The organism is Schaalia sp. ORNL0103, assembly GCF_019429565.1.
Taxonomy (GTDB): Bacteria; Actinomycetota; Actinomycetes; order Actinomycetales; family Actinomycetaceae; genus Pauljensenia.
Genome location: NZ_JAHXSA010000001.1, coordinates 957,627 through 979,567 on the forward strand (window position 1 = coordinate 957,627; position 21,941 = coordinate 979,567).

Annotated in this window: 16 protein-coding genes and 5 tRNA genes; 8 read left to right on the forward strand and 13 right to left on the reverse strand. The window is 65.4% G+C overall.

Features of this window, described 5'->3' with window-relative positions:
- Window positions 1-523: 523 nt before the first annotated feature.
- From JJJ16_RS04265 to JJJ16_RS04290, 6 genes are all read right to left on the reverse strand, one after another.
- Entirely contained in the window at window positions 524-2,158 is a 1,635-nt protein-coding gene (locus JJJ16_RS04265) for a DUF5979 domain-containing protein (RefSeq protein WP_219751504.1), read from the reverse strand.
- Between the two features lie 999 nt (window positions 2,159-3,157).
- A tRNA-Val gene (locus JJJ16_RS04270) sits at window positions 3,158-3,232 on the reverse strand.
- A 1-nt stretch (window position 3,233) separates the two neighbouring features.
- Window positions 3,234-3,304 (reverse strand) — tRNA-Cys (locus JJJ16_RS04275).
- A gap of 34 nt (window positions 3,305-3,338) precedes the next feature.
- A tRNA-Gly gene (locus JJJ16_RS04280) sits at window positions 3,339-3,411 on the reverse strand.
- A 56-nt stretch (window positions 3,412-3,467) separates the two neighbouring features.
- Window positions 3,468-3,539 (reverse strand) — tRNA-Val (locus tag JJJ16_RS04285).
- A 1-nt stretch (window position 3,540) separates the two neighbouring features.
- Window positions 3,541-3,613: transfer RNA gene (locus JJJ16_RS04290), tRNA-Gly, on the reverse strand.
- Window positions 3,614-3,767: 154 nt separating this feature from the next.
- On the opposite strand from JJJ16_RS04290, the gene glgX reads away from it, so the two are divergent.
- The 3 genes from glgX to JJJ16_RS04305 all read left to right on the forward strand — a co-directional run bounded on the left by glgX (window position 3,768) and on the right by JJJ16_RS04305 (window position 7,791).
- Window positions 3,768-5,903 (forward strand): glycogen debranching protein GlgX, encoded by a 2,136-nt coding sequence (glgX, locus tag JJJ16_RS04295; protein ID WP_219751505.1) that lies wholly within the window; start codon window positions 3,768-3,770, stop codon window positions 5,901-5,903.
- 118 nt (window positions 5,904-6,021) lie between these two features.
- Window positions 6,022-6,546: a DUF3000 family protein gene (locus tag JJJ16_RS04300; RefSeq protein WP_034465050.1), complete on the forward strand. Its 525-nt coding sequence runs from the start codon at window positions 6,022-6,024 to the stop codon at window positions 6,544-6,546.
- Window positions 6,547-7,791, forward strand: a complete 1,245-nt coding sequence (locus JJJ16_RS04305; protein WP_219751506.1) for an HRDC domain-containing protein — start codon at window positions 6,547-6,549, stop codon at window positions 7,789-7,791.
- A 25-nt stretch (window positions 7,792-7,816) separates the two neighbouring features.
- On the opposite strand, the gene dxs is transcribed toward JJJ16_RS04305, so the two are convergent.
- Window positions 7,817-9,703 (reverse strand): 1-deoxy-D-xylulose-5-phosphate synthase, encoded by a 1,887-nt coding sequence (gene dxs, locus JJJ16_RS04310; protein ID WP_219751507.1) that lies wholly within the window; start codon window positions 9,701-9,703, stop codon window positions 7,817-7,819.
- A gap of 134 nt (window positions 9,704-9,837) precedes the next feature.
- Here dxs and JJJ16_RS04315 point away from each other — a divergent pair, with 134 nt between their 5' ends.
- Together JJJ16_RS04315 and JJJ16_RS04320 are read left to right on the forward strand one after the other, a co-directional pair.
- Window positions 9,838-11,838 (forward strand): alpha/beta hydrolase family protein, encoded by a 2,001-nt coding sequence (locus tag JJJ16_RS04315; RefSeq protein WP_219751508.1) that lies wholly within the window; start codon window positions 9,838-9,840, stop codon window positions 11,836-11,838.
- A 50-nt stretch (window positions 11,839-11,888) separates the two neighbouring features.
- Window positions 11,889-13,676, forward strand: coding sequence for a chloride channel protein (locus tag JJJ16_RS04320; protein WP_219751979.1), 1,788 nt, complete (start codon window positions 11,889-11,891; stop codon window positions 13,674-13,676).
- Here JJJ16_RS04320 and JJJ16_RS04325 read toward each other — a convergent pair.
- Entirely contained in the window at window positions 13,673-15,022 is a 1,350-nt protein-coding gene (locus JJJ16_RS04325) for a class I SAM-dependent RNA methyltransferase (RefSeq protein ID WP_219751509.1), read from the reverse strand. The two genes, JJJ16_RS04320 and JJJ16_RS04325, sit on opposite strands and share 4 nt — an antisense overlap.
- Complete coding sequence (locus JJJ16_RS04330) at window positions 15,019-17,097, reverse strand: APC family permease (RefSeq protein ID WP_219751510.1); 2,079 nt, start codon at window positions 17,095-17,097, stop codon at window positions 15,019-15,021. Before JJJ16_RS04330 ends, JJJ16_RS04325 begins: the two co-directional genes overlap by 4 nt.
- 90 nt (window positions 17,098-17,187) lie before the next feature.
- Between JJJ16_RS04330 and JJJ16_RS04335 the strand changes: the two genes are divergently transcribed.
- Together JJJ16_RS04335 and JJJ16_RS04340 are read left to right on the forward strand one after the other, a co-directional pair.
- Window positions 17,188-17,853: a potassium channel family protein gene (locus tag JJJ16_RS04335; RefSeq protein WP_219751511.1), complete on the forward strand. Its 666-nt coding sequence runs from the start codon at window positions 17,188-17,190 to the stop codon at window positions 17,851-17,853.
- A 2-nt stretch (window positions 17,854-17,855) separates the two neighbouring features.
- Window positions 17,856-18,560: a potassium channel family protein gene (locus JJJ16_RS04340; protein WP_219751512.1), complete on the forward strand. Its 705-nt coding sequence runs from the start codon at window positions 17,856-17,858 to the stop codon at window positions 18,558-18,560.
- Here JJJ16_RS04340 and JJJ16_RS04345 read toward each other — a convergent pair.
- From JJJ16_RS04345 to JJJ16_RS04360, 4 genes are read right to left on the reverse strand one after another with little or no spacing between them, the layout of a single operon-like run.
- Complete coding sequence (locus JJJ16_RS04345) at window positions 18,503-19,177, reverse strand: DUF3159 domain-containing protein (RefSeq protein WP_219751513.1); 675 nt, start codon at window positions 19,175-19,177, stop codon at window positions 18,503-18,505. The two genes, JJJ16_RS04340 and JJJ16_RS04345, sit on opposite strands and share 58 nt — an antisense overlap.
- On the reverse strand, window positions 19,177-19,557 hold the full coding sequence (locus JJJ16_RS04350; RefSeq protein WP_219751514.1) for an OB-fold nucleic acid binding domain-containing protein: 381 nt from the start codon (window positions 19,555-19,557) through the stop codon (window positions 19,177-19,179). Before JJJ16_RS04350 ends, JJJ16_RS04345 begins: the two co-directional genes overlap by 1 nt.
- Before the next feature lies 1 nt (window position 19,558).
- Window positions 19,559-20,191 (reverse strand): DUF3710 domain-containing protein, encoded by a 633-nt coding sequence (locus JJJ16_RS04355; protein ID WP_219751515.1) that lies wholly within the window; start codon window positions 20,189-20,191, stop codon window positions 19,559-19,561.
- A 9-nt stretch (window positions 20,192-20,200) separates the two neighbouring features.
- Window positions 20,201-20,503, reverse strand: a complete 303-nt coding sequence (locus tag JJJ16_RS04360) for a DUF4193 domain-containing protein (protein ID WP_003792577.1) — start codon at window positions 20,501-20,503, stop codon at window positions 20,201-20,203.
- Window positions 20,504-20,669: 166 nt separating this feature from the next.
- Here JJJ16_RS04360 and sepH point away from each other — a divergent pair, with 166 nt between their 5' ends.
- Entirely contained in the window at window positions 20,670-21,920 is a 1,251-nt protein-coding gene (gene sepH, locus JJJ16_RS04365; protein WP_219751516.1) for a septation protein SepH, read from the forward strand.
- The last annotated feature ends 21 nt before the right edge of the window (window positions 21,921-21,941 follow it).

Genomic DNA, 21,941 nt, shown 5'->3' on the forward strand with positions numbered 1-21,941 from the left:
ACTACTCAAATATAATCTCATTGTCAAACAGCTCCAACCTGCATATACACTGAGCTGTAAACGAACGCGTAATTGATCCAATTAAATTTCCTGCACAGCAGGTCAGACGCATTTGACCAGCAAAAACGCGGATTTCAGAAAAGGATGCCGTTCGTCACACTTTCATGCTTCGTTGCCCATCTCAAGCCCGCCTAAGTGTGAACCACCCGCCGTCGCTCCACGCGCGCCCCACCATGGCACCGCACCATCAAATGGCTCCCACAAGCCACAATAGGCCTCGCGAGCAACCGCACCCGATTGGTTACCACAACATAGTCCACCACTCCCCTGCGCGACATTGACAGCAGGAGTTTCATCCACTCATCTTTTGACAGGACTTTTGTCCACATGCCCTACATCCCTCCCACCACACGAATGATCCGCAACTAAGAAAGCACGCACAAAGAAGTGGGCGGGATGAGCATTGCTCATCCCGCCCACTGTGCACCCTCAGGCGCTCATGCACCTCAGGGGTTCATCGTCATCAGCGGCTACGGCGCTTGGCCGCCACGAGAGACAGGCCCGCAATCGCGACGATTCCAGCCAGGACACCCAGGCCTGCCGCGTCAGTACCGGTCTTGGCCAGCTTAGGAGCGGGCGAAGGAGTAGCCGAGGGGGTCGGAGCGGGCATAGAGGGAGTGTCGGACGGGGTCGGGGTCGGGGCCGGCGCCACCGTGTTGGTCAGCGTCAGCGAGTAGACCCGATCATCACTCAGCGTGAAGGTGGCCTCGCGGTTGTCCGCGGAGAGGGTCACGCCATCGGCAGTCTCGAAGACGCGGCTCTCGCCGTCGACCCAGGTGATTCCGACACCGGCGGGCAGATCGCCCTCAGCAACGGTCACGACGGTACCCAGCGGGAGAGACGTGGGGTACGTGTAGGTCTCCCCAGCCTTGACGGAGGCCTCGAAGGTCTTGTTCACCGAGGGATCAGTGTCATTCTTCAGGGTGATCGTCAGCGGGTACTCGAGGTCCTGGGCGGACTCGGGCAGATCACCCTCAACCTTCTTGGTCACAGAGAAGGTCTGGTGAGCGTACGCGTCGGCAGCCGCGCCGTAGTGGAGGGTCTTCGTAATGGGCTCGACGACCTTGCCACCGGGAACGTTGAAGTTGACGGTGTTGGAGAAGACGCCCACGACGTCACCAGCGCGCTTCGCACCCTCGATGCGGGCGGGGAGCAGGATGATGGCGGACTGGTTCGCAGGAATCTCGGCAAGCGTGACGGTCACCTTGGAGGAGGAGCACTCGACCTGCGCGGCAGCACCGAAGGCACCCTTCGAAGTGTCATTGTCCTGGCGGAGCCCCTCAGAGGTGGTCGGGTCGGTCACCAGGAAAGTGTGCTTCTTGGTGTACTCATTGACGACGTCGCAGTTAAAGCTCCAGTTGGAGCCCGCAGGGACCTCGTCGACAATCGACGCACCGGTCACGGCCTTGTCGCCAGCAGGGAAGACAACGCGCCACATGATGGCCTTGTTCTCGTCACCATCCTTATCCTCAGCGAGGTTCAGCCAGCCGTCCTTCTGGTAGCGAGGCACGCCGGGGGTGCGGCGCAGCATGTCGATCTCGCGCTCGACCTTCTTGCCGAGCTTGACCTTGTACTTCTCACCGCCAGGACCGGTGTAGTGGGTCAGGCCGTTGGTGGACACATGGCCATACCACTGCGCGGCAGACTCGACCTTCTCATTGAAGACGACGGTCACCATGCCGTCAGCACCCCAGGTACCGCAGCCGACGACGACACCGTTGTTAGAGATGACCTCAAACTTACGGGCAACGTTCGGGCGCAGAACGCTCTCCCCCGTCGCCGAGTTCACGATCGAGGCATCGTAAGTGAAGTAGTCGCCGGCCTTCACACGGCCGTCAGTCTTCCACGGCAGCTTAATGCCAAGGTCCCACCAGTCGCCCACAGCCTTGGTCTCACGACCGGCGTGGTCGACGAGCTGAGCATTGTCCCAATCCAAGGTGACCTTGTTGCTCACATTCGTGGTCGGCTCGGGGCAGCTCAGGGGGGCCGCAGATGCAGGAGCCTGAGCGCCGACAAACTGCGCCAGGCCAAAGAAACTCAAAACCAATGCGAAAGTCGCAAGAAGAACACCGAAGTGACGGCGCTTCAGGGCAGCCATAGAAAACTCCTGTCAACGGGATGTGCGACGGCGTCGCCGCATACCGCACCAGTCTATGCCAATCACCTGCAATTTGGTCAAGAATCAGAGCGATTAGTTCCCCAGGCACCACAACTAACACGGGCGACAAAAGCAAACGTCGCCGATTTGTCGGACTAATTTATAAACTGACAAATTTGCTGCTCGGGCGTGTCGTCCAGAGGCCGAACAATGGTCGCACAAGGCCGACAAACTCACCGCTCGTTCAGTAAATGCTCAAGCGGCAGAGGTTTCCCACACGACACGCAAGCCCGGGGCTCGCACTCAGAGGCGACCACCCCAGATCACACGGTATATAGGACAAAACGCGTTGGTCATGATTCGGCCCCTAACAACGTCAAGGACCGTGGCGCTGGGCTGGCGCGCTCACGCCACAGCTCCTCAGACAGGATGCGCCCCATCGGGAACATTCCACCTGATCGGGAGCATTCAACCCGTTAGGGAAGATTCCACCCGATCAGAAGGGGTTGAATCTTCCCGATCGGGTGTAACACCTCATCCGTCACAAGCCTCGTCACGGAGTCGGCCGACCATGACACACCCCGTCTTAGCCGGCGACGCTCTATCGACGATAAACTGCGCCTAGCCGGACAGCACCGCACCAGCTAGGCAGCATGACGCCAGGCGTGATGACGGCGGTTTTGCAGCATGAGGACCCTCACTTCGGCATGTTGCCACTGAGGCGGTCTACTTGTTGGGCACAACGGCGCCCGGCCTGGCATGTAGCTCGCACTCGCACCGCTAAATACGCACCCGAACCGCTGAATATGCGCGTGGGCGGCGCTGCCCACGCGCATATCATCGGGCCCACGTGCGCAGTGAGGAGGATAGGCAGCTAGCACGCCTCGGCAAACTGCGCCGCCACACACCGACTCCAACAGAACACAAACAGAAAAGCTCCCGCCGACAAACGACGAGAGCTTCATAAACAAAAAAGCCGGATCATCTGATCCGACTTAGTGGTGGGCGATACTGGGATCGAACCAGTGACCTCTTCCGTGTGAAGGAAGCGCGCTACCCCTGCGCCAATCGCCCGAGGTGGGTACGGGATTCGAACCCGTGTATACGGCTTTGCAGGCCGCTGCCTCGCCTCTCGGCCAACCCACCACACCCAATGGGATCGAGTGGATTCCCGATTGAGAGCGGATGACGGGACTCGAACCCGCGACCCTCACCTTGGCAAGGTGATGCTCTACCAACTGAGCCACATCCGCGTGAACCGCTTGTGCGGCCGGGCTATAGCCCGCCAATCCTGTTACCAGGATGACCGTGGGCGATACTGGGATCGAACCAGTGACCTCTTCCGTGTCAGGGAAGCGCGCTCCCGCTGCGCCAATCGCCCGAGCGGATGACGGGACTCGAACCCGCGACCCTCACCTTGGCAAGGTGATGCTCTACCAACTGAGCCACATCCGCGTTTCTCAGAACGTCAACCGTTCTTCGCAACGGGTAAAACCTTAACAGAAGATCTGGCCAGAACGCAAAACCAAACCCCCGTTATCCAAGTCACACGCTCATTTTCGGGCGGATTATCGCCCAATCGATACACATTCGTGCGAGGCTTGTCGGTATGGAAACGCGACCTGGCAAGGCCTACCCCCTTGGTGCCACCTTTGACGGAACCGGAACGAACTTCGCGATCTACTCCTCGGTCGCAACGTCTGTGACGCTGTGCCTCTTGGACGACGACCTCAATGAAATGCGCATCCCCATGACGGAGGTCGACGCCTACGTGTGGCACGTCTACGTTCCACAGGTGCGTGCCGGCCAGCTTTACGGCTACCGTATCGACGGCCCCTGGGATCCGCAGAACGGTTTGCGTTGTGACCCTTCGAAGCTTCTTCTTGACCCCTATGCGAAGGCGATCGAGGGCCAGCTGAAGGATTCTCTCGACCTCCTCTCCTATCAGGCCGACGATCCTCTCACGCTCAAGGGCGGCGATTCCGCCGACGCGACAATGCACTCCGTCGTCGTCAACCCCTTCTTCGACTGGGAGGGCGACCGCAGCCCGGGCCACGACTACTCCGAGTCAATCATCTACGAGGCCCACATCAAGGGCATGACGATGCGCCACCCAGAAATCCCGGACGAGCTGCGCGGCACCTACGCCGGCATGGCGCACCCGGCGATCATCGAGCACCTGACGAAGCTCGGCATCACCACGGTCGAGCTCATGCCGATCCAACAGTTCACGAACGATACGACGCTCCAGGCCAAGGGATTGTCGAACTACTGGGGCTACAACACGATCGGCTACTTCGCCCCGCACAACGGTTACGCGGCTACAAAGGACCCCGGCGCACAGGTCTCTGAGTTCAAGGCGATGGTCAAGGCCCTGCACGCGGCTAACATCGAGGTCATCCTCGACGTCGTCTACAACCACACGGCAGAGGGCAACCACATGGGCCCGACTCTGTCCTTCCGCGGCATCGACAATCCCTCCTACTACCGCCTCGTCGACGGGGATCGCCAGCACTACTTCGACACGACGGGCACGGGCAACTCCCTCCTCATGAGCTCTCCGCAGGTCCTTCAGCTCATCATGGACTCGCTGCGCTACTGGGTGACGGAGATGCACGTGGACGGCTTCCGCTTCGATCTTGCCTCCACCCTGGCTCGCCAGTTCGCCGAGGTCGACCGACTCTCCGCTTTCTTCGATCTCATCCACCAGGACCCCGTGGTCTCGCAGGTCAAGCTCATCGCGGAGCCGTGGGACGTGGGTGCGGACGGCTACCAGGTTGGCGGCTTCCCTCCCCTGTGGTCCGAATGGAACGGCAGGTACCGCGACACGGTGCGCGATTTCTGGCGCGGCGAGTTCTCCTCGCTCCCCGACTTCGCCTCCCGACTGGCCGGCTCCTCCGACCTCTACGGGACGACCGGCCGCAAGCCGATGGCCTCCATCAACTTTGTCATCGCCCACGACGGCTTCACCCTGCGCGATCTCGTGTCCTACAACGAGAAGCACAACGAGGCGAACCTCGAGGGCGGGGCGGACGGCGCGAACGACAACCGTTCATGGAACTGCGGCGTCGAGGGCGACACGGATGACGAGGAGATCATCGAGCTGCGCTACCGCCAGCAGCGCAACTTCCTGACGACCCTCATGTTCTCGCAGGGTGTGCCGATGATCGCTCACGGCGACGAGCTGGGCCGCACTCAGCGGGGCAACAACAACGTGTACTGCCAGGACAACGAGCTCTCGTGGATCAACTGGGATTTGAATGAGCACGACTACAAGCTCCTGCGTTTCACCCGCCATCTCATCCACCTGCGACGTGATCACCCGGTGATGCGCCGCCGGCGTTTCCTGGAGGGGCCCGCGCAGCGCGGCGGTGAGTCCGAGCTCGGCGAGATCGAATGGTTCACCCCGGCGGGCACTCACATGACGGAAGAGGAATGGAACCAGCCGTGGGCGCGCTCGACGATGGTCTTCTACAACGGCGATGCCATCCGTGAGCCCGACGCGAACGGTCGCCGCATCCTCGACGACGATTTCCTGCTGCTGCTCAACGCCGCTCCGGAGCCCGTCGACTTCACGCTCCCTGACGCGAAGTATGGGCACATCTGGCACACCGTCGTCGACACGGCTGGTGACGATGATCGCGACGAGTACCACTCGGGCGACATCGTGCACGTCGGGCCGCGCACCTCGTTCATCCTGCGCAACCCCCGCCGCTTGGAATCGCCGGAGCAACATCGACCGTGACGAGCCACGCGTACCCGCTACTTATCGACATGAAGGTTGGCGGCGCGTCTGGACCAAAAGGCGCATGGACACCCGTACGATTTGATTTGTGAATGAAAACGCGGTGCCCGAGGAGTTTATGCGGGCTCTGCTGTCCCTGCGACAGGCGGACCACCTGCCGCACATACTCCTCGAGGAAGTTCCCCCACCTCGTCGTTTGGCCCCCTTTACGGCGGCGCTCGCGATGCGAACCACGGACGAGGACGAGGCCGGACAGCCCCTGTCGACTGGTCGTATGGTCATCCTGCACGACCCCGTGGAGCAAATCGGCTGGAACGGTACGTTCCGAGTCGTATGCCAGCTGCGCGCACAAGTCGATGCCGAGATGATCGGCGATCCGATGCTGTCGGAGGGCGTGTGGGGCTGGATGCTCGACTGCCTGGAGACTGCGGGAGCTGGATTCCACGACATTACGGGCACCGTGACGCGCGAAATGAGCGAGGCCTTCGGTGGTCTTGAACTGCGAGGATCGTCTCTGTTCGTCGATGTGCGCGCCTCGTGGACGCCCAACAGTGAGTATCTTGGTGAGCATCTGTCCGGCTGGGCGGATGTCATGCGTCGGACGGCAGGAATCGTGCCTGCCCGTCATCTCGAAGGAGTCTGAGTGCTGGTCAACAATGGCGGCGGTTTGCCGCAGGGCGATACGGATAATCCTGAGCTCATTGCGCAGCCGCGTGGGGGGACCCCCGCCGTCATTGACACCCAGAAGGATCTTGAGGCCGCAGCTCGTGCACTGAGCGCTGGTTCGGCTCCGATCGCCCTGGACGTGGAACGGGCTCAGGGCTTCCGCTACGGCTCCGATCCTTACCTCGTGCAGATTCGCCGCGAGGACGTGGGCACGTTCCTCATCGACACACACGCACTGCCGGACCTGTCCGTGCTGCAGCCGGGCGTGGAGGACGTGTGGCTGCTGCACGATTGCCTCCAGGATCTGCCGAATCTGCGCCAGGTTGGACTGCGCCCCTCCTCCCTGTTCGACACAGAGATCGCGGCGCGCCTCATCGGCCTGGAGCGTTTCGGCCTGGCGGCCGTCGCCGAGCAGGTGCTCGGCCTGGGCCTCGTCAAGGATCATCAGGCCTCGGATTGGTCGGTGCGTCCCCTGCCGAAGGAGTGGCTGCGCTACGCCGCCCTCGATGTCGAGCTGCTGACGGAGCTCTATTATCGGCTCTCGAAGCGGCTCGACGAGATGGGCCGTTGGGAGTGGGCGCAGCAGGAGTTCGCCTACGCCCTGTCGGTCACCCCTCCCGGTCCGAAGCCCGATCGCTGGCGTTCTGTGCCCGGCGCAGGCAAGATCCGTTCTCGCCGCGGCCTCGCGGTCCTCAAGGCTCTGTGGGAGACGCGCGAATCGATCGCCCAGCGCATCGACCTGAGCCCCGGTCGCCTCGTCCGTAACGCCGCACTCGTGCGCGCGGCCTCGAATCCTCCGCGCAACAAACGCGCACTCATGAGCATCAGCGAGTTCCGCTCCCCCGTTGCCCGCCAGTACGAGGAGGAGTGGATGCGAGCCCTCGCCAGCGTGGCCGCCATGACGGAGGACGAGCTGCCTCCCAAGCGCAAGCCCGTGCAGCCGGGTTCGATCCCGGAACCGCGCCACTGGAATCGCATTGACGAGGCCTCGGCCGCGCGCCTGGGAACGGTGCGTAACGCGGTCGCTTCGGTCGCGTCGAGTCTCGGTCTGGCACCCGAGGTTGTGCTCGCTCCCCAGGTGCAGCGCTACCTCGCGTGGGCTCCCCTGGATCCGACGCGCCCGTCGGGTGATGAGGTTGAGGAGCGTATGGTCAATCGCGGTGCGCGCGACTGGCAGATCGATCTGACGCTCGACCCGATTTGCGACGCGCTCGGCGTCTGATTCGAATAATCTAGCGCTCGCCGATTCACTCGACGAGCTCGCGGGCCGCGCGTTCGATGCCGTCGGCGTCGAAGCCGAACTGCGCGATCATGGCCGCGCGGTCGCCGTGCTCGGGGAATCCCTGCGGCACGCCCAGGCAGCGCACGGGAACACCCGTCTCCGCGACCGCGTCGCGCAGCGACCAGCCGAAACCGCCCTGGACGATGCCGTCCTCGACGCTCACGACGCAGTCGTAGTCCCGCGCCAGCGTCGCCAGATCCGGGCAGATGGGGATCATCCACTGCGGGTCCGCGACCGTGACGCTCACTCCATCGCTAGCCAGGCGGCGCGCGGCCTCGATCGCATCGGGCGCGCACGCGCCGGTGCCCACGATGAGCACCCGAGCGCGTGAATCAGCCACTGCCTCGTCGAAGAGGATGTCCACTCTCCCAACGCTGCGTAGTGCTGGCATGGGCTCGGGCAGCGATCCCTTGCGATACCGGATGACGGTGGGAGCATCATCGACATCGAGCGCCTCACGAAGGCGTGCGCGCAGCGTCTGCTCGTCGCGGGGAGCTGCCAGACGCAGGCCCGGGATCATCGAGCACATCGCGATGTCCCAGACACCGTTATGCGAGGCGCCGTCCGCGCCCGTCACGCCCGCGCGGTCCAGTACGAACGTGACGCCCGCGCGGTGGAGGGCGACGTCCATGAGAAGCTGGTCGAAGCCTCGGTTCAGGAAGGTCGCGTAGAGCGCGACGACGGGGTGCGCGCCCTGGTAGGCCATGCCGGCGGCGGAGGCGACGGCCTCAGCCTCGGCGATGCCGACGTCGATCACGCGACCCGGGTAGGCCTCGTGCATGGGGCCAAGGCCCACGGGACGCATCATCGCGGCCGTAATGCCGACGATGTCGTCGCGCGTGGCGGCCTGAACGCAGATCTCGTCGGCGAAGACTCCCGTCCACCCGAAGCGCTCGGGGGCGACCGGAAGCCCGGTCTCAGGGTGAATCGGGCCGACCGCGTGGAAGCGGTCAGCGATGTCTTCCTCGGCCGGCGTGTAGCCGCGGCCCTTTTCGGTGATCATGTGGACGAGGACAGGCTCGTCGAGGGAGCGACCACGGCGCAGAGCGGTCTCGACCGCCGCGATGTCGTGGCCGTTCACGGGGCCGATGTACTTCAGGCCCAGGTCTTCGAACATGACCTGGGGCATCAGCGCGTCCTTGATGCCCGATTTCAGGCCGTGCAGCGCGTCGTAGGCCGCGCGTCCCGGCGTACCGTGGCTCAACAGGTGCTGTTTGCCCCACGCCAGGGCCTTCTCGTATCTGGCGGAGGTGCGCAACGCGTCCAGGTGGGCCGCGAGACCGCCGATCGTCGGCGCATAGGAACGACCGTTGTCGTTGACGATGATCATGATGCGGCGGTTTTTTGCCGTCGCGATGTTGTTGAGTGCCTCCCAGGCGAGGCCTCCCGTCAGCGCGCCGTCGCCGATGACACCCACGGTCCAGGTGCGATCCCCCTGGCGATGCTTCTCACGCGAGATGCCATCCACCCACGCGATCGACGCCGACGCGTGCGAGGACTCGACGACGTCGTGCTCAGACTCACCGCGCGACGGGTAGCCGGACAGGCCTCCCGGGCAACGCAGCGACGAGAAATCTTGACGTCCGGTGAGGAGCTTATGCACGTACGCCTGGTGGCCGGTGTCAAAAATGATCGTGTCCTGCGGGGAGCGGAACACCCGGTGCAGGCCGATCGTCAGCTCGACGACGCCCAGGTTCGGGCCGAGATGCCCGCCCGTTCGCGACACGTTGTCAATCAGGAACGCGCGAATCTCCGCCGCCAATTCGTCCAGCTGCTCGCGTTCCAGGCGACGCAGCTCCCGCGGTGCGCTGCAGCGCGACAGCAGGTCGCGTGACTCTCGTGTTCCAGACATGAGAACCAGTGTAGTTGCCGAAGCGTCTCATCTACAGATCAAAGTGCATGTCAGGTACGTTCGGCCCGCGCAGGCGACAAGCGCGCGCACTAAGATAGGTGGTGTTGGCTCGCCGTACCGCTTAAGGAGGCACTATGTCCGTCACCGTCGCACCCCACGGCCTGTGGAAGTCCCCCATTTCGGGCGATTCTTTCACTGCCCGTTCGGTCACGCTCTCCCAGGTTCGCGTCGACGGACCCGACACCTACTGGGTCGAGGGGCATCCGCGCCAGGGCGGACGTGCGACGCTGCTGCGCCGTCGCGGCACGGGGGAAACGGGCGAGGTTCTGCCTCTCATCGACGGTTCCCGCCTGCCCGATGTCGGCACGCGCGTGCACGAGTACGGCGGCAAGGCATACGCCGTTCACCACGGCGTCATCGTGTTCTCCGATCAGACCGACGGCCGCGTTTACGCCTTTGACACGGCCGATCCGCGCCGCGTCGTGCGTCCCCTGACGACCCTGTCGAAGGTCCGCTACGGCGACTTCTGGATCGCCGACGTGCGCGACCTCGTGTACGCGGTGGCCGAGGATCACTCCGCCCCGGGCGAGCCCGTTAACAAGATTGTCGCTATTCCTCTCGATGGCTCCGCCGCCCGCGACGACAGCGCGATCATCACGGTGTTCGAGGGCACCGACTTCGCTCAGGCTCCGACGGTCTCCCCCGACGGCACTAAGATCGCCTGGATCACGTGGAACCACCCGAACATGCCGTGGACGTACTCTCAGCTGCGCGTCGCGTCCCTGACCTTCGAGGGTACGATCGATCAGGAGGTCGTCCTGGTGGATCGCCCGGGCGTGTGCGTCTACGAGCCGCGCTGGACGCTTGACGGCGATCTCATCCACGTGGATGACTCCTCCGGCTGGGCAAACCTGTACCGCACCCAGGGCTTCGTGTGGCAGGAGGGCGAGGATCCGAACGCCTGGACCTCGCGTCTGCGCACTCGCGCGCTGCACCCGGGACCTCACGCGTTCTCGCACCCGCACTGGCAGCTGGGCCTGCACTCCTACGACAACTACGACAACGACTACCTCGTGTGCTCGTGGGCCGAGGACCAGGTCTGGCACATCGGTACCGTGCGCATCGACAACGGCATGGCCGAGGAGTGGGCGACCGGCTGGTGGCCGATCGGTAACGTCGCCGCAGCGGATGGTCGCGTCGTCTTCCTCGCGGATTCCGCGACGCACACTCCCGCGATCATCGAGGTGTCGCGCGGTAAGACCAAGGTGCTGCGTCCCTCGTCGGAGGCCGAGGTGCCCACCGCTCTCGTCTCCACTGCCGAGATGCTCACGTGGAAGACCTCGGATGGCGAGGAAGCTCACGGTTTCTACTACGCGCCCGTGAACCCCGAGTTCGCCGCCCCCGAGGGCGAGCTGCCCCCGCTCATCGTCAACGTGCACGGCGGACCGACTGAAGCCGCCCGCCCGGGCCTGCAGGTTCCCTTCCAGTACTGGACCAGCCGCGGCTTTGCAGTTCTGGACGTGAACTTCCGCGGGTCGACGTCCTTCGGCCGTCCCTACCGTGAGCGCATCAACGGCAACTGGGGTGTCATGGACGTTCAGGACTGCGTCGACGGCGCTCAGTACCTCATCGATCTGGGCCGCGTCGATCCGAAACGAATCGCGATCCGTGGTCGTTCTTCCGGTGGCTTCACCGTGCTCAACGCGCTTGCGTCCTCCGATGTGTTCACCGCCGGCGCGTCGTTCTCGGGCATCGCCGACCTGGTGAAGTTGAAGGAAACCAGCCACAAGTTCGAGTCGCACTACGACGGAATTCTGCTCGGCACCGACGACACCTCCGACCCGGTGTGGGCGCAGCGCTCGCCCATCAACCGTGTCGGTGAGATTAAGGCGCCGCTCATGCTTCTGCAGGGCACCGACGACCCGGTCGTTCCCGCCTCGCAGGCCCAGGAGATGTACGAGGCGCTGCGCGCCAACGGCAACGCGGTCGCCCTCAAGCTCTACCAGGGAGAGGGACACCGCTTCCGCTCAGCCATCAACATCAAGGATGCGTGGCAGTCGGAGCTGGCTTTCTACAGGACCGTCTGGGGCATCGCCATTGACGCCCCCATTCACGTGGAGATCGCAAACCTGTGACACCCATTAGTCAGTCCCCGCAGCCAGAGGAACCGGCTGCGGGGACTCGCTTGCGCGTCGGCCATACGGTCGCCGCACATCGTTCCCTGCTCGGCGTTGCAGCCGCACTCGTTGGCGCGGTCGTCGGCGCGGCAGCCGTCGTCTTTAACCTCGCGATTCGCGCGTGGACGTGGGTCTCCACCGGCTTCGACGAGTACACGACCCACGTCGGTCAGTCGCACGGCGTGTGGGGATGGGCACCGTGGCTCTTCCTGCTTCTCTCCCCCGCGATCGCCGGCCTCCTGTACGGGCCACTCATCCAGCGTTTCGCCCCCTCGGCGAAGGGACACGGCATCCCCGAGGTGATGCTCGCGGTGCGCCGTAAGGGTGGGCGTATCCCTGGGCGCGTCGCCATCGTCAAGATCCTGGCCTCGGCCCTGACCATCGGCTCGGGTGGATCGGCGGGACGCGAGGGCCCGATCGTGCAGGTGGGCGCGTCGCTGGGATCCACCATCGCGTCGTGGCTGCGCATGCCCGTCTCCCGCGTGGTTCTGTTGGCCTCGTGCGGGTCGGCGGCCGGCATCGCTGCCACGTTCCACGCTCCCCTCGCGGGCGCGGTGTTCGCCCTCGAGGTGATCCTCGTCGAGTTCACGGCGGAGACCTTCGGCTTTGTCGTTCTCTCAGCCGTGACCTCGTCGGTGGTCGCGCGCATCCTGCAGGGCGACGAGATGGTCATTCGCGTCGCCGACAACCTGACGTTCGCGTCGATGTCGGACATCTGGTGGGTGGCGCTCCTCGGCCTCGTTGCGGGGCTGTGCGGCCTCGGCTTCTCCAAGCTCCTGTACGCCGCGGAGGACGCAATCGACTGGCTGTGGGAACGCACGCACCTGCCCGAGTGGGCGCGTCCGGGTGTGCTCGGCCTCGCCCTCGGCGCAGCTCTCGTTGCTTTCCCCTACATGTACGGCTCGGGCTATCCGCTTGAGGAGGAGGCGATCGCGGGGAATTACTCGATCGCGTTCCTGCTGGCCCTCATGCTGGGCCGCGCTGTGTTCACGTCGTTCACGATTGGTATGGGCGGTTCGGGCGGCGTCTTTGCGCCCACGCTGTTCATTGGCGCGATGGCGGGCGCCGCCTTCGGAGACCTCGTCGCTCCCGTGTCGGATTCTCCCGTCGGCGTTTTCGCCGTGGTGGGCATGGGCGCTGCTTTCGCAGGTGCCGCGCGTGCCCCGATGACGGCGGTCCTCATCATCGTGGAGATGACCGGCCAGTTCTCGCTGATCCTGCCGATGATGCTCGCGGTCGTGATCGCGACGGGCGCCTCGCGTTTCCTCACCCGCGCGACGATCTACACGGAGAAGCTGCGCCGGCGCGGCGATATCCTCGACGACCCCGTCGAGGGGACGCTGCTCGGGACGCGTGCGGCGTCCGAGTGGATGACTGAGGCTCCCGAGACACTCCCGTGTGAGGCGAGCGCCGCGTCAGCGATTGCCGCCCTGCGCCGCACAAAGGAGACGGTGCTGCCCGTCGTGAACGAGGAGCACCGCTTCGTCGGACTCGTGTCCTCGCTGCGCCTCGCTGAGCTCACGCAGGAGGACGGATCCCTCGACGCACCCCTGTCGGATTTGCCTCTCATCGACGAGGCCGTGGCAGCCTCCGCTCCCCCGTCCGAGGTTCTCGGGGCGCTGCGGCGCACGGGCTTGCAGTCTCTGCCCGTCGTGGATACGGATCGCCGAGTGGTCGGATGGGTGTCCGAGCGTGACCTGGTGAATCGCATGTACCGCGATCAGCGCCGCGCGATCGAGGCCCGCACGCAGACGTCGTGGGGCTCGCGCATGCAGGAGCGCAGGAGAAGCCGCTAGCGGCGAAGGGCCGAGACCATTTCCACGTGGTGGGTGTGCGGGAAGAGGTCCCACGCCTGCAGCGATTCGAGCCGGTATCCGGCCTCGGTAAGGGTGCGCAGGTCGCGCGCGCCCGCAGCCGGGTCACAGGACACCAGGACGACACGAGGGGCACCCGTGGCGGCGATCGCCTCGCACACCTCGGCTCCCGCACCGGCGCGCGGCGGGTCGGCCACGACGACGTCCGGCACGGCTCCCAGCTGGCCCGACAGGTCCACGATTCCCTCGCGATCAACATTTCCGGCGAAGGCGTCCACCCAGTCGAAGGCCGCAAGGTTCTCGCCGGCGTCACGCACGGCACCCTCGTCACCCTCAAGCGTCACGACGCGCCCCGTCTCTCCGACGGCGCGCGCGAGCGGCACGGAGAATAGCCCCGCACCCGAGTACAGCTCCATGACAGCGCGCCCAGTACCGGCCTCGCCTGCCCCGAACGCAGCAGCCAGCACAGCGTTCGCGAGCACCTCGGCACCGCGCACGTGCGTCTGCCAGAAACCGGAGGGGCGTACGTAGTACGACTCGACGCCGGAGCCGACGGGCACGTTCCAGCGCAACACGTCGGCGTCGATGCGCACGCCGTCGGCGGCGTACGTGTCCTCGCCAATCAGGACGACGGGATCACCGCCGGAGGGGGCTACCGCACGCACGCGGTCCCCCGGCTTCCATAGGCGACGCCACGGCGTGCCCTCGTCAAACAGTCCGAGCTCGCGGATCGCGGGCACAGCAAGCGGCATGTCCTCGAGCGCGATGACGCGGCGTCTGCGGAACTCATGCATGCCGGCGCGACCATCCGCGTCGATGACGACGTCGATGCGCGAGCGGCGGCCGGTCAGCGGATCGCCCGGGTCCTCGTCGCCCGGCGCAGGAGCGACACGTACTCCACCGAGGGCTTCCACGGCCTCGAACAGGACCTCGCCGCCCACGCGGCGCAGCTGCCCCGCAATCACGCGGGACTTCCAGTCGCGCTGAGCGACCGGCATCAGGTGCGCGAGCTCGCCGCCACCGACGCCTCCCGGACCGGCCTGGGGCCAGACGGACTCGACGCGGTCGTCCGAGGCCTCGACGACCTCGATGGCATCCGCCCAGGCCAGCTTCTTCTGGACGGCGGTTACCCGCGCGCGGACAATCTCTCCGGGTGCCGCGTGGCGCACGAAGACGACGCGCCCGCTCTCGTCGCGGGCGACACACGCGCCACCGTGTGCGGGCTCGCCGACACTCAGCTGGAGGACCTCGCCGATCCCCTCGCGGGGCTGAGCGGATGCCGTGCGACGGCGCGGAGAGGGACGACGGCGCGACGGACGGGGGCTCATTCGTTCTCCTCGGTGGGGCTTTCGCTGCGAGTGCTGCCGGGCTGCTCAGTGCGGGACTTCGACTCACCGGAGGCCGGTGCTGCGACGCGCGAGAACGGGTCATTGACGCGCTGACGGCCTTCCACGACGTCGTCCTCGCCGAGCTGCCACGGGACGACGGTGATGACCACGCCGGGAACGCCGAGGAGCGCGGCTCGTAGGCGCAGGGCCGACTGGTTGTGCACGAAGTTCTCCCACCAGTGAGAGACGAGGAATTGCGGCATGTAGACCACGAGCATCTCGGTGGGCATCGCGCGACGGCGCCCGCGCACGTACTGGAGGATGACTGAGGCGATGTCACGGTAGGGCGCGGAGAGGAGCGTCAGCGGCACGGGAACACCGGAGGCCTTCCACTGGCGGAGGATCTTGTTTTCTTCCTCGTCGTCGGCGACGACGGAGACGAGCTCGATCGACGTCGGCGAGGACGCGCGAGCCGCCGCGATCGCTCGCATGGCGGGACGGGACAGGGAGGACACGAGGACGAGGGCACGCACGCGGGTCGGCAGGGCGCGGCGCGCATTCCAGTCGTCCACGCGCAGCTGCGAGCGGATCGTCTCGTAGTGGTGGTGGATCGAAATCTGGATACCAAACGCGATCGCGATCATCAGTAGCGTGATCCACGCGCCGTGCGTGAACTTCGTGGCCAGGACGATAATGAGCACGAGGCCGGTCATCATGAAGCCGACGATGTTGACGGCGCGCGAGCGCAGGACGGACTTGCGTTCCTGACCGGACTGGCGCGTGCGCAGCTGCCGGTTCCAGTGCTTGATCATGCCCAGCTGCGAGAGCGTGAAGGAAATGAAGACACCGACGACGTAGAGCTGGATGAGGCGCGTCGTCTGCGCTTGGAAGCCGACGATCAGCGCGATCGCGGCGACTGTCAGAACGACGATGCCATTCGAGTACGACAGGCGGTCGCCGCGGCGCACCATCTGGTGGGGCAGGAAGGAATCGCGCGACAGGACGGATGCCAGCGTCGGGAAGCCGTTAAACGCCGTATTGCCCGCGAGCACCAGGATGAAGCCGGTGACAACGGTGATCAGGATGAAGAGGATCGATCCCTGACCGAACACCGCGGAGGCGATCTGCGAGATTGCCGGATCAATGGGCGTGTTCTCCGGGACGGGCGCGCCCTGGTAGGTCAGCTGGGTCGCGGCATCGTCGACGATCTTCACGCCGGTCGCGCGCGCCAGCACAAGGATCGAGATCATCATTGAGGCGGCAATCAGACCGAGCATCGCCAGGGTAGTCGCCGCGTTGCGGGACTTGGGGCGGCGGAACATGGGCACGCCGTTGGAGATGGCCTCAACGCCGGTGAGTGCAGCGCAGCCCGAGGAGAAAGCGCGCATGAGCAGGAAGGCTCCCGCGAGCCCTGCCAGGCCGTCCGCGTGGCCGGGCGCAGTCACGAGGTCGTAGGCGGCGGTGGGCGACTCCCCGAGGTGTCCCGTCGCCATCTTCGCGAAACCAACGACGACCATGAGGCCGATGGCCCCCATGTACAGATACGTGGGCACGGCGAACGCACCACCGGCCTCGCGCGTGCCACGCAGGTTCAGAGTGGCAAGGATGATGACGAGAGCGACCGCGATCGGCACCTCATGGCCGAGGAGGGCCGGGACGGCCGTCGTGATGTAGTTGGCTCCCGACGAAATCGAGACGGCGACCGTCAGGATGTAGTCGACCAGCAGGGCCGAGGCCACGAGCAGGCCCCAGGAACGGCCCAGGTTCGTGGTGACGACCTCGTAATCACCGCCACCCGACGGGTAGGCGTGCACCGTCTGACGGTACGACGCGACCACGACCGCGAGCACGATCGCGACGACGACGCCCACCCACACGGACTGAAGCGCAGCCATCGAACCGGCGAGCGCAAGGGTGAGGAGGACTTCGTCCGGCGCGTAGGCGACGGACGATAGCGCGTCCGACGCGAAGATCGGCAGGGCGATTCGTTTGGGGAGAAGCTGGTGGCCCATCGCGTCCGATCGCATCGGGCGCCCGATGAGCACGCGCTTTGCGTAGGCCAACAAGTTCGTCACGGTTGTTAAGCGTAGTCCACCGAGCCTGACAGTGGCAGCGGCGAAGCGCACACTTGGCTATTGCGCGAGGAGCGGAGTACTTTGGTAGTCGTGCACTTTGTGATCATGGGTTGCGGGCGCGTCGGCGCTCGCCTGGCATCGACGTTGGACGCCGCGGGTCATTCCGTGGCGGTTATTGACCAGGATTCCAAGGCTTTCTCTCGCCTCTCCCCGGACTTTTCCGGTCGTCGCGTGACGGGCGTGGGCATGGACCGCGACTGCCTGCGTCAAGCGAACATCAAGGACGCGTACGCGTTTGCGGCAGTCTCGTCGGGTGATAACTCGAACATTATCGCCGCGCGCGTCGCACGTGAGGTCTTTCACGTCGAACACGTGGTCGCGCGCATCTACGACCCGACGCGCGCCTATCTGTACGAGCGCCTCGGCATTCCGACGGTCGCCTCGGTGCAGCGCACCACCGAGTCGGTGATGCGCCGCCTGCTCCCTCCGGACGCATCGCTCATCTGGTCCCACCCAACCGGCGAGGTCGGCCTCGTCAATGCGACGCCCTCCCCCAGCTGGTACGGCCTGAGTTTCCAGGTCGTCGAGGAGCTCACGGGCTGCCGCATCGTCTTCACGTCGCGCTTGGGATCCATCCGCACCGCGTCGCCGGACCTCGTGGTCCAGGAGCACGATCAGCTGTACTTCGCGATCAACGGGACCGAGACCACGCAGCTGCGCGACCAGTTGGCTAACCCGCCCAAGACGGAGGTGTGAGCATGAAGATTGTGATTGCTGGAGCCGGATCGGTGGGCCGCAGCGTCGCCCTGGAGCTGCTCGCTCACGGACACGACATCACCCTGATCGACAACATGCCCGAGAAGCTGCGCATCTCGTCCGTGGCAGATGCGGACTGGGTGCTCGCCGACGCGTGCTCGCCTGACGCGCTGCACGACGCGGGCGTGGACGAGGCCGACGTGATGGTCGCCGCGACCGGCGACGACAAGGCGAACCTGGTCATCTCCCTGCTGGCCAAGACCGAATTCGCGGTCCCCCGCGTGGTTGCTCGCCTGAACAACCCGAAGAACGAGTGGCTGTTCGATCAGGCATGGGGCGTGGACGTGTCCGTCTCGACGCCGCGCATTATGACCTCCCTCGTCGAGGAGGCGGTGTCGGTGGGCGTTCCGGTGCGCCTGTTCTCCTTCAACACGGCCGCCGTGTCGATGCACGCGCTCATCCTGCCGGAGGATTCCCCGGTTGTGGGCAAGCGCGTCCATTCACTGGCGCTGCCGGCCCGTTCGGTCCTCGCCGCGCTCCTGCGCGACGGTCGTCCGATCACGCCGAGCGCTGACGATGTGTTCGAGGCCTCTGATGAGCTGCTCCTTCTCGTGCCCGATGCGGACATCGCTGAGTTGGAGGACCTGCGTCAGCTGGTCGCATCCCCTGTCTCGGAGGAGTCCGACGACGAGGAAGGCGAGGAGTAATCCTTCAGCTTCCACCAGGTGGCCCAGGCTCCCAGCGCGAAGAGTGGGAGTCCGAGGGCCAGCTTGGCAACGCCGAGAGCAGCGACCTGGCCGGCGATCCAGAGGGGCGCCTGCACGGCGACGCGCAGCGCGAAGATTCCCGCCCACATCCACGTGATCGCGGCGCAGCTGCGGCGCAGGGACGCGTAGGCGGGGTCGGACTGCCAGCCTTTCGCCAGGCCGGTCAGCGGACCGTAGAACTGGGCGACGAGGCTTCTCCCGAACAGGACGGACAAAGCGAAAGCAAGCGCCATGGCCACGTTCGTGGCGATGCCCCAGACGAAGTAGTTTTCTCCCCGCCCGGTCGCCGCCGCGAAGATGACGCCGATGGCGACTCCAAACAGGCCGGAGAGAGCCTGCTGCATCCCCTGGCGTTGGACGAGGCGGATCACGCAGGCGATCGCCGCGACGGCCGAGGCCGCGATGAGCGTCGGTACGAGGGCGCGCGTGGCCACAAAAACGATGACGAAGAGCAGTCCGGGCGCGGTGGCTTCGATGACACCGCGTGTGCCGCCCAGGGCTCGTGACCAGGAGAATTCCTCAGAGGTGGCCTGATCCATCCAGCGAGGAGTCGACATCAGCCCTCCCCCGCGATCACGCGGTACAGCGGGTTGATGATGACGAGGCGATCGCCCACGCGTCCGACGGTGCCTTCCACCTCGAGGCGCTGGCCGACGCTGAGTCCGGGGATGGAGGATCGTCCGGGCCAGCGCAGTTCGAGCGTGTCGGTGCCGTCATAGAGGGTCGCGACGAGGACGCGCTGAGCGCCCTCTTCGGGCGGATACGTCATGCCCAGCAGCGTGCCGAACACGAGTGCGTGAGAGCGGTCGGCCACGTCGCGAATCGGCGTGACGCCGCGGGCGGCGCGCGCCGAGTCCTCGTCGAGGGCGGCGTCCAGGGAACGCGTGTCCTTGTCAAGGCCGAGCGCGGCGCCAACCTTAGCGAACCACGAGGCCATGTCAGGCCTCCTGAGCACCCGCGGGCAGGTGCACGGGCAACAGTTCCAGGCGCGTGCGCGGGTGGTTGTCGCGACGCACGACGATGCGGTCGATGACCTTCTCGATGTCGGCGCCGGCTTCCGCGGTGGCAGCGGCCGGGCCGAGGATATCGATGCGCGCGAACCAGCGGTCGCCTTCACGACCGATGATGCGCATGCGCGAGGTCGCGGAGCGTCCGTCGGGCATCTGCATCGGCATGTCGACGAGCAGCTCGTTGCCGTAACGCGTCGGGTAGTCGGCGACCTTGGCACCCTGATCTTCGAAGCCCTTGCGGATCTCTTCGCGCAGTTCCTCCCACACGCCGCCGGAGCGGGGTGCGGCCGCGACGCTCATTTGGATGCCGGAGCTACCGAGCACGACGAGGATCTGCAGGACGGTCGTGCCGTCGTCTGCGACCTGAGTGCGCAGCTGCATGCCCTGAACCGCGGGGAACAGGATGGACCCCATGTCGACGTAGCCGTCGGTGGTGTCGACCTCCTCGTAGTTACGAGGGCCGGGCTCACTCCAAATCGCAGCGTCTTCGTCGCTCAGGCGAGGCAGGGCCTCGACCTCTTCGATCTCTTCTTCGACAGTCTTCTTCTTGCGTCCGAACATCGCCCTACCTCACATCGCGCACTCGGTGCACACGGGGGCGCCGTTGGCGTCCACGTGGTCGAGCTGCGACGCGTGGTGCACGAGGAAACACTGCGAGCAGGTGAATTCGTCTTCCTGGCGAGGAACGACGTGGACCGTCAGTTCCTCCTTTGACAGGTCCGCGCCGGGAAGCTCGAAATTCTCAGCCGCTTCGTTTTCGTCTTCTTCGATCTCGGCGGAGCCGGCGTCGTTGCGACGGGACTTCAGCTCCTCGATCGAGTCCTCTGCGACCTCGTCTTCGTTCTTGCGCGGCGCATCGTAATCGGTTGCCATGGTTCTCCCCTTTCGCCTCTCGAGCCGGTTTGCGCGAGTGGTCTATGCGCAGGGAGGATAACACTTGTGGGAGTAATGTGCCATCGTATGTGTGACACGCGCTCAGCTACGCGACATTCTGAGCATTATTTGAGACGATTCGACCTAGACGTTTGAGGAGGAAGTGATGATTGAGCTCGAATTGCTCGGGACCAGCGCCGATGGCGAGTCCCTGGTGCTCACCGATGCCCAGGGTGAACGCTATTCGGTGTTGATTTCCGATGAGCTCCGCGGCGCGACGCGCCGTGATCGTCCGCGAGTGGAGCTGGCGCCCGCTCGTCCGACCCTCGCTCCTCGCGATATTCAGGCTCTCCTGCGCGCCGGCGCGACCCCGGCAGAGATCGCGGAGCAGCACGGCATGGAAGTCAGTGCGGTCGAGCGTTTTGAGGCTCCCGTTCAGGCCGAGAAGGATTATGCGCTGACTCGCGCCCGCGCCGTTCGCATTGGCGAGGGCGGCCCTACGATGGGCGACCTCGTTCTGGATCGACTGGCGGCGCGCGGCGTCGACCCGTCGTCTCTGGAGTGGACCGCGACGCGCGAGGCCGGGGAGCCCTGGCAGATCATCGTGACCTTCGTGCAGGGTGCGGCCGAGCACGCCGCCCACTGGCACCTGTCGAACTCCGGCTCACTTGAGGCGATCGATCAGGAGGCTCAGTGGCTGACCGAGCAGGTTTCCGCTTCCCCGACGGCCTCGATCTTCACTCCCCTGCCGCGCACCGCGCCGGCTCCTGTCGTCGATCCCGGTGCTGAGGACTTGCGCAACCGCGAGGCCATCATCGACCAGCTCAACGCCGTGCGCGGTAAGCGCCAGCAGATTGACCTGGACCTGGACGATGAGGTCGACGAGGAGGCCGAGTACCTGGCAGCTATCGCCGGCGAGGAGGAGGCTCCCACGACGGAGCCCGACACGTCGACGGGCCCGATTTCCGCGCGCATCTATTCCCTCGCGTCGGCGCGCACTAAGGCGGAGACGCCGTCCGAACCCGCCGAGGATACGCTGTTCCCCGCGACCGGTCAGATCCCGTCTGCCCGTCCGACGCTGACGGGCGCCATCCCGGTGGCGTCCCACTCCCCCAAGACCGAGGCCCCGGCCTCGTCGGGCGTGCTCCCGTGGCTGTCCGACGCCCCCGCGTCCTCCGGTGAGGACAAGGGCGACGAGGAGCCAAAGGCCGAGGAACAGGCGACCCCCGCGATCCCCATGAAGGCCGTGTCGAGGCCCGATTCCACCAACTCCGCTCCTGCCGAGGCCGAAGAGAGCGCGACCGGGTCCGTTCCCGCGCAGGGCGTGACGGGTTCGAGGATGGCGCGCGCTTCCTCGAAGAAGACCCGCCGGTCGGTCCCCAGCTGGGACGAGATTCTTTTCGGGTCGAAGTCCTAAACCGTTCACACGTTAAGCGGC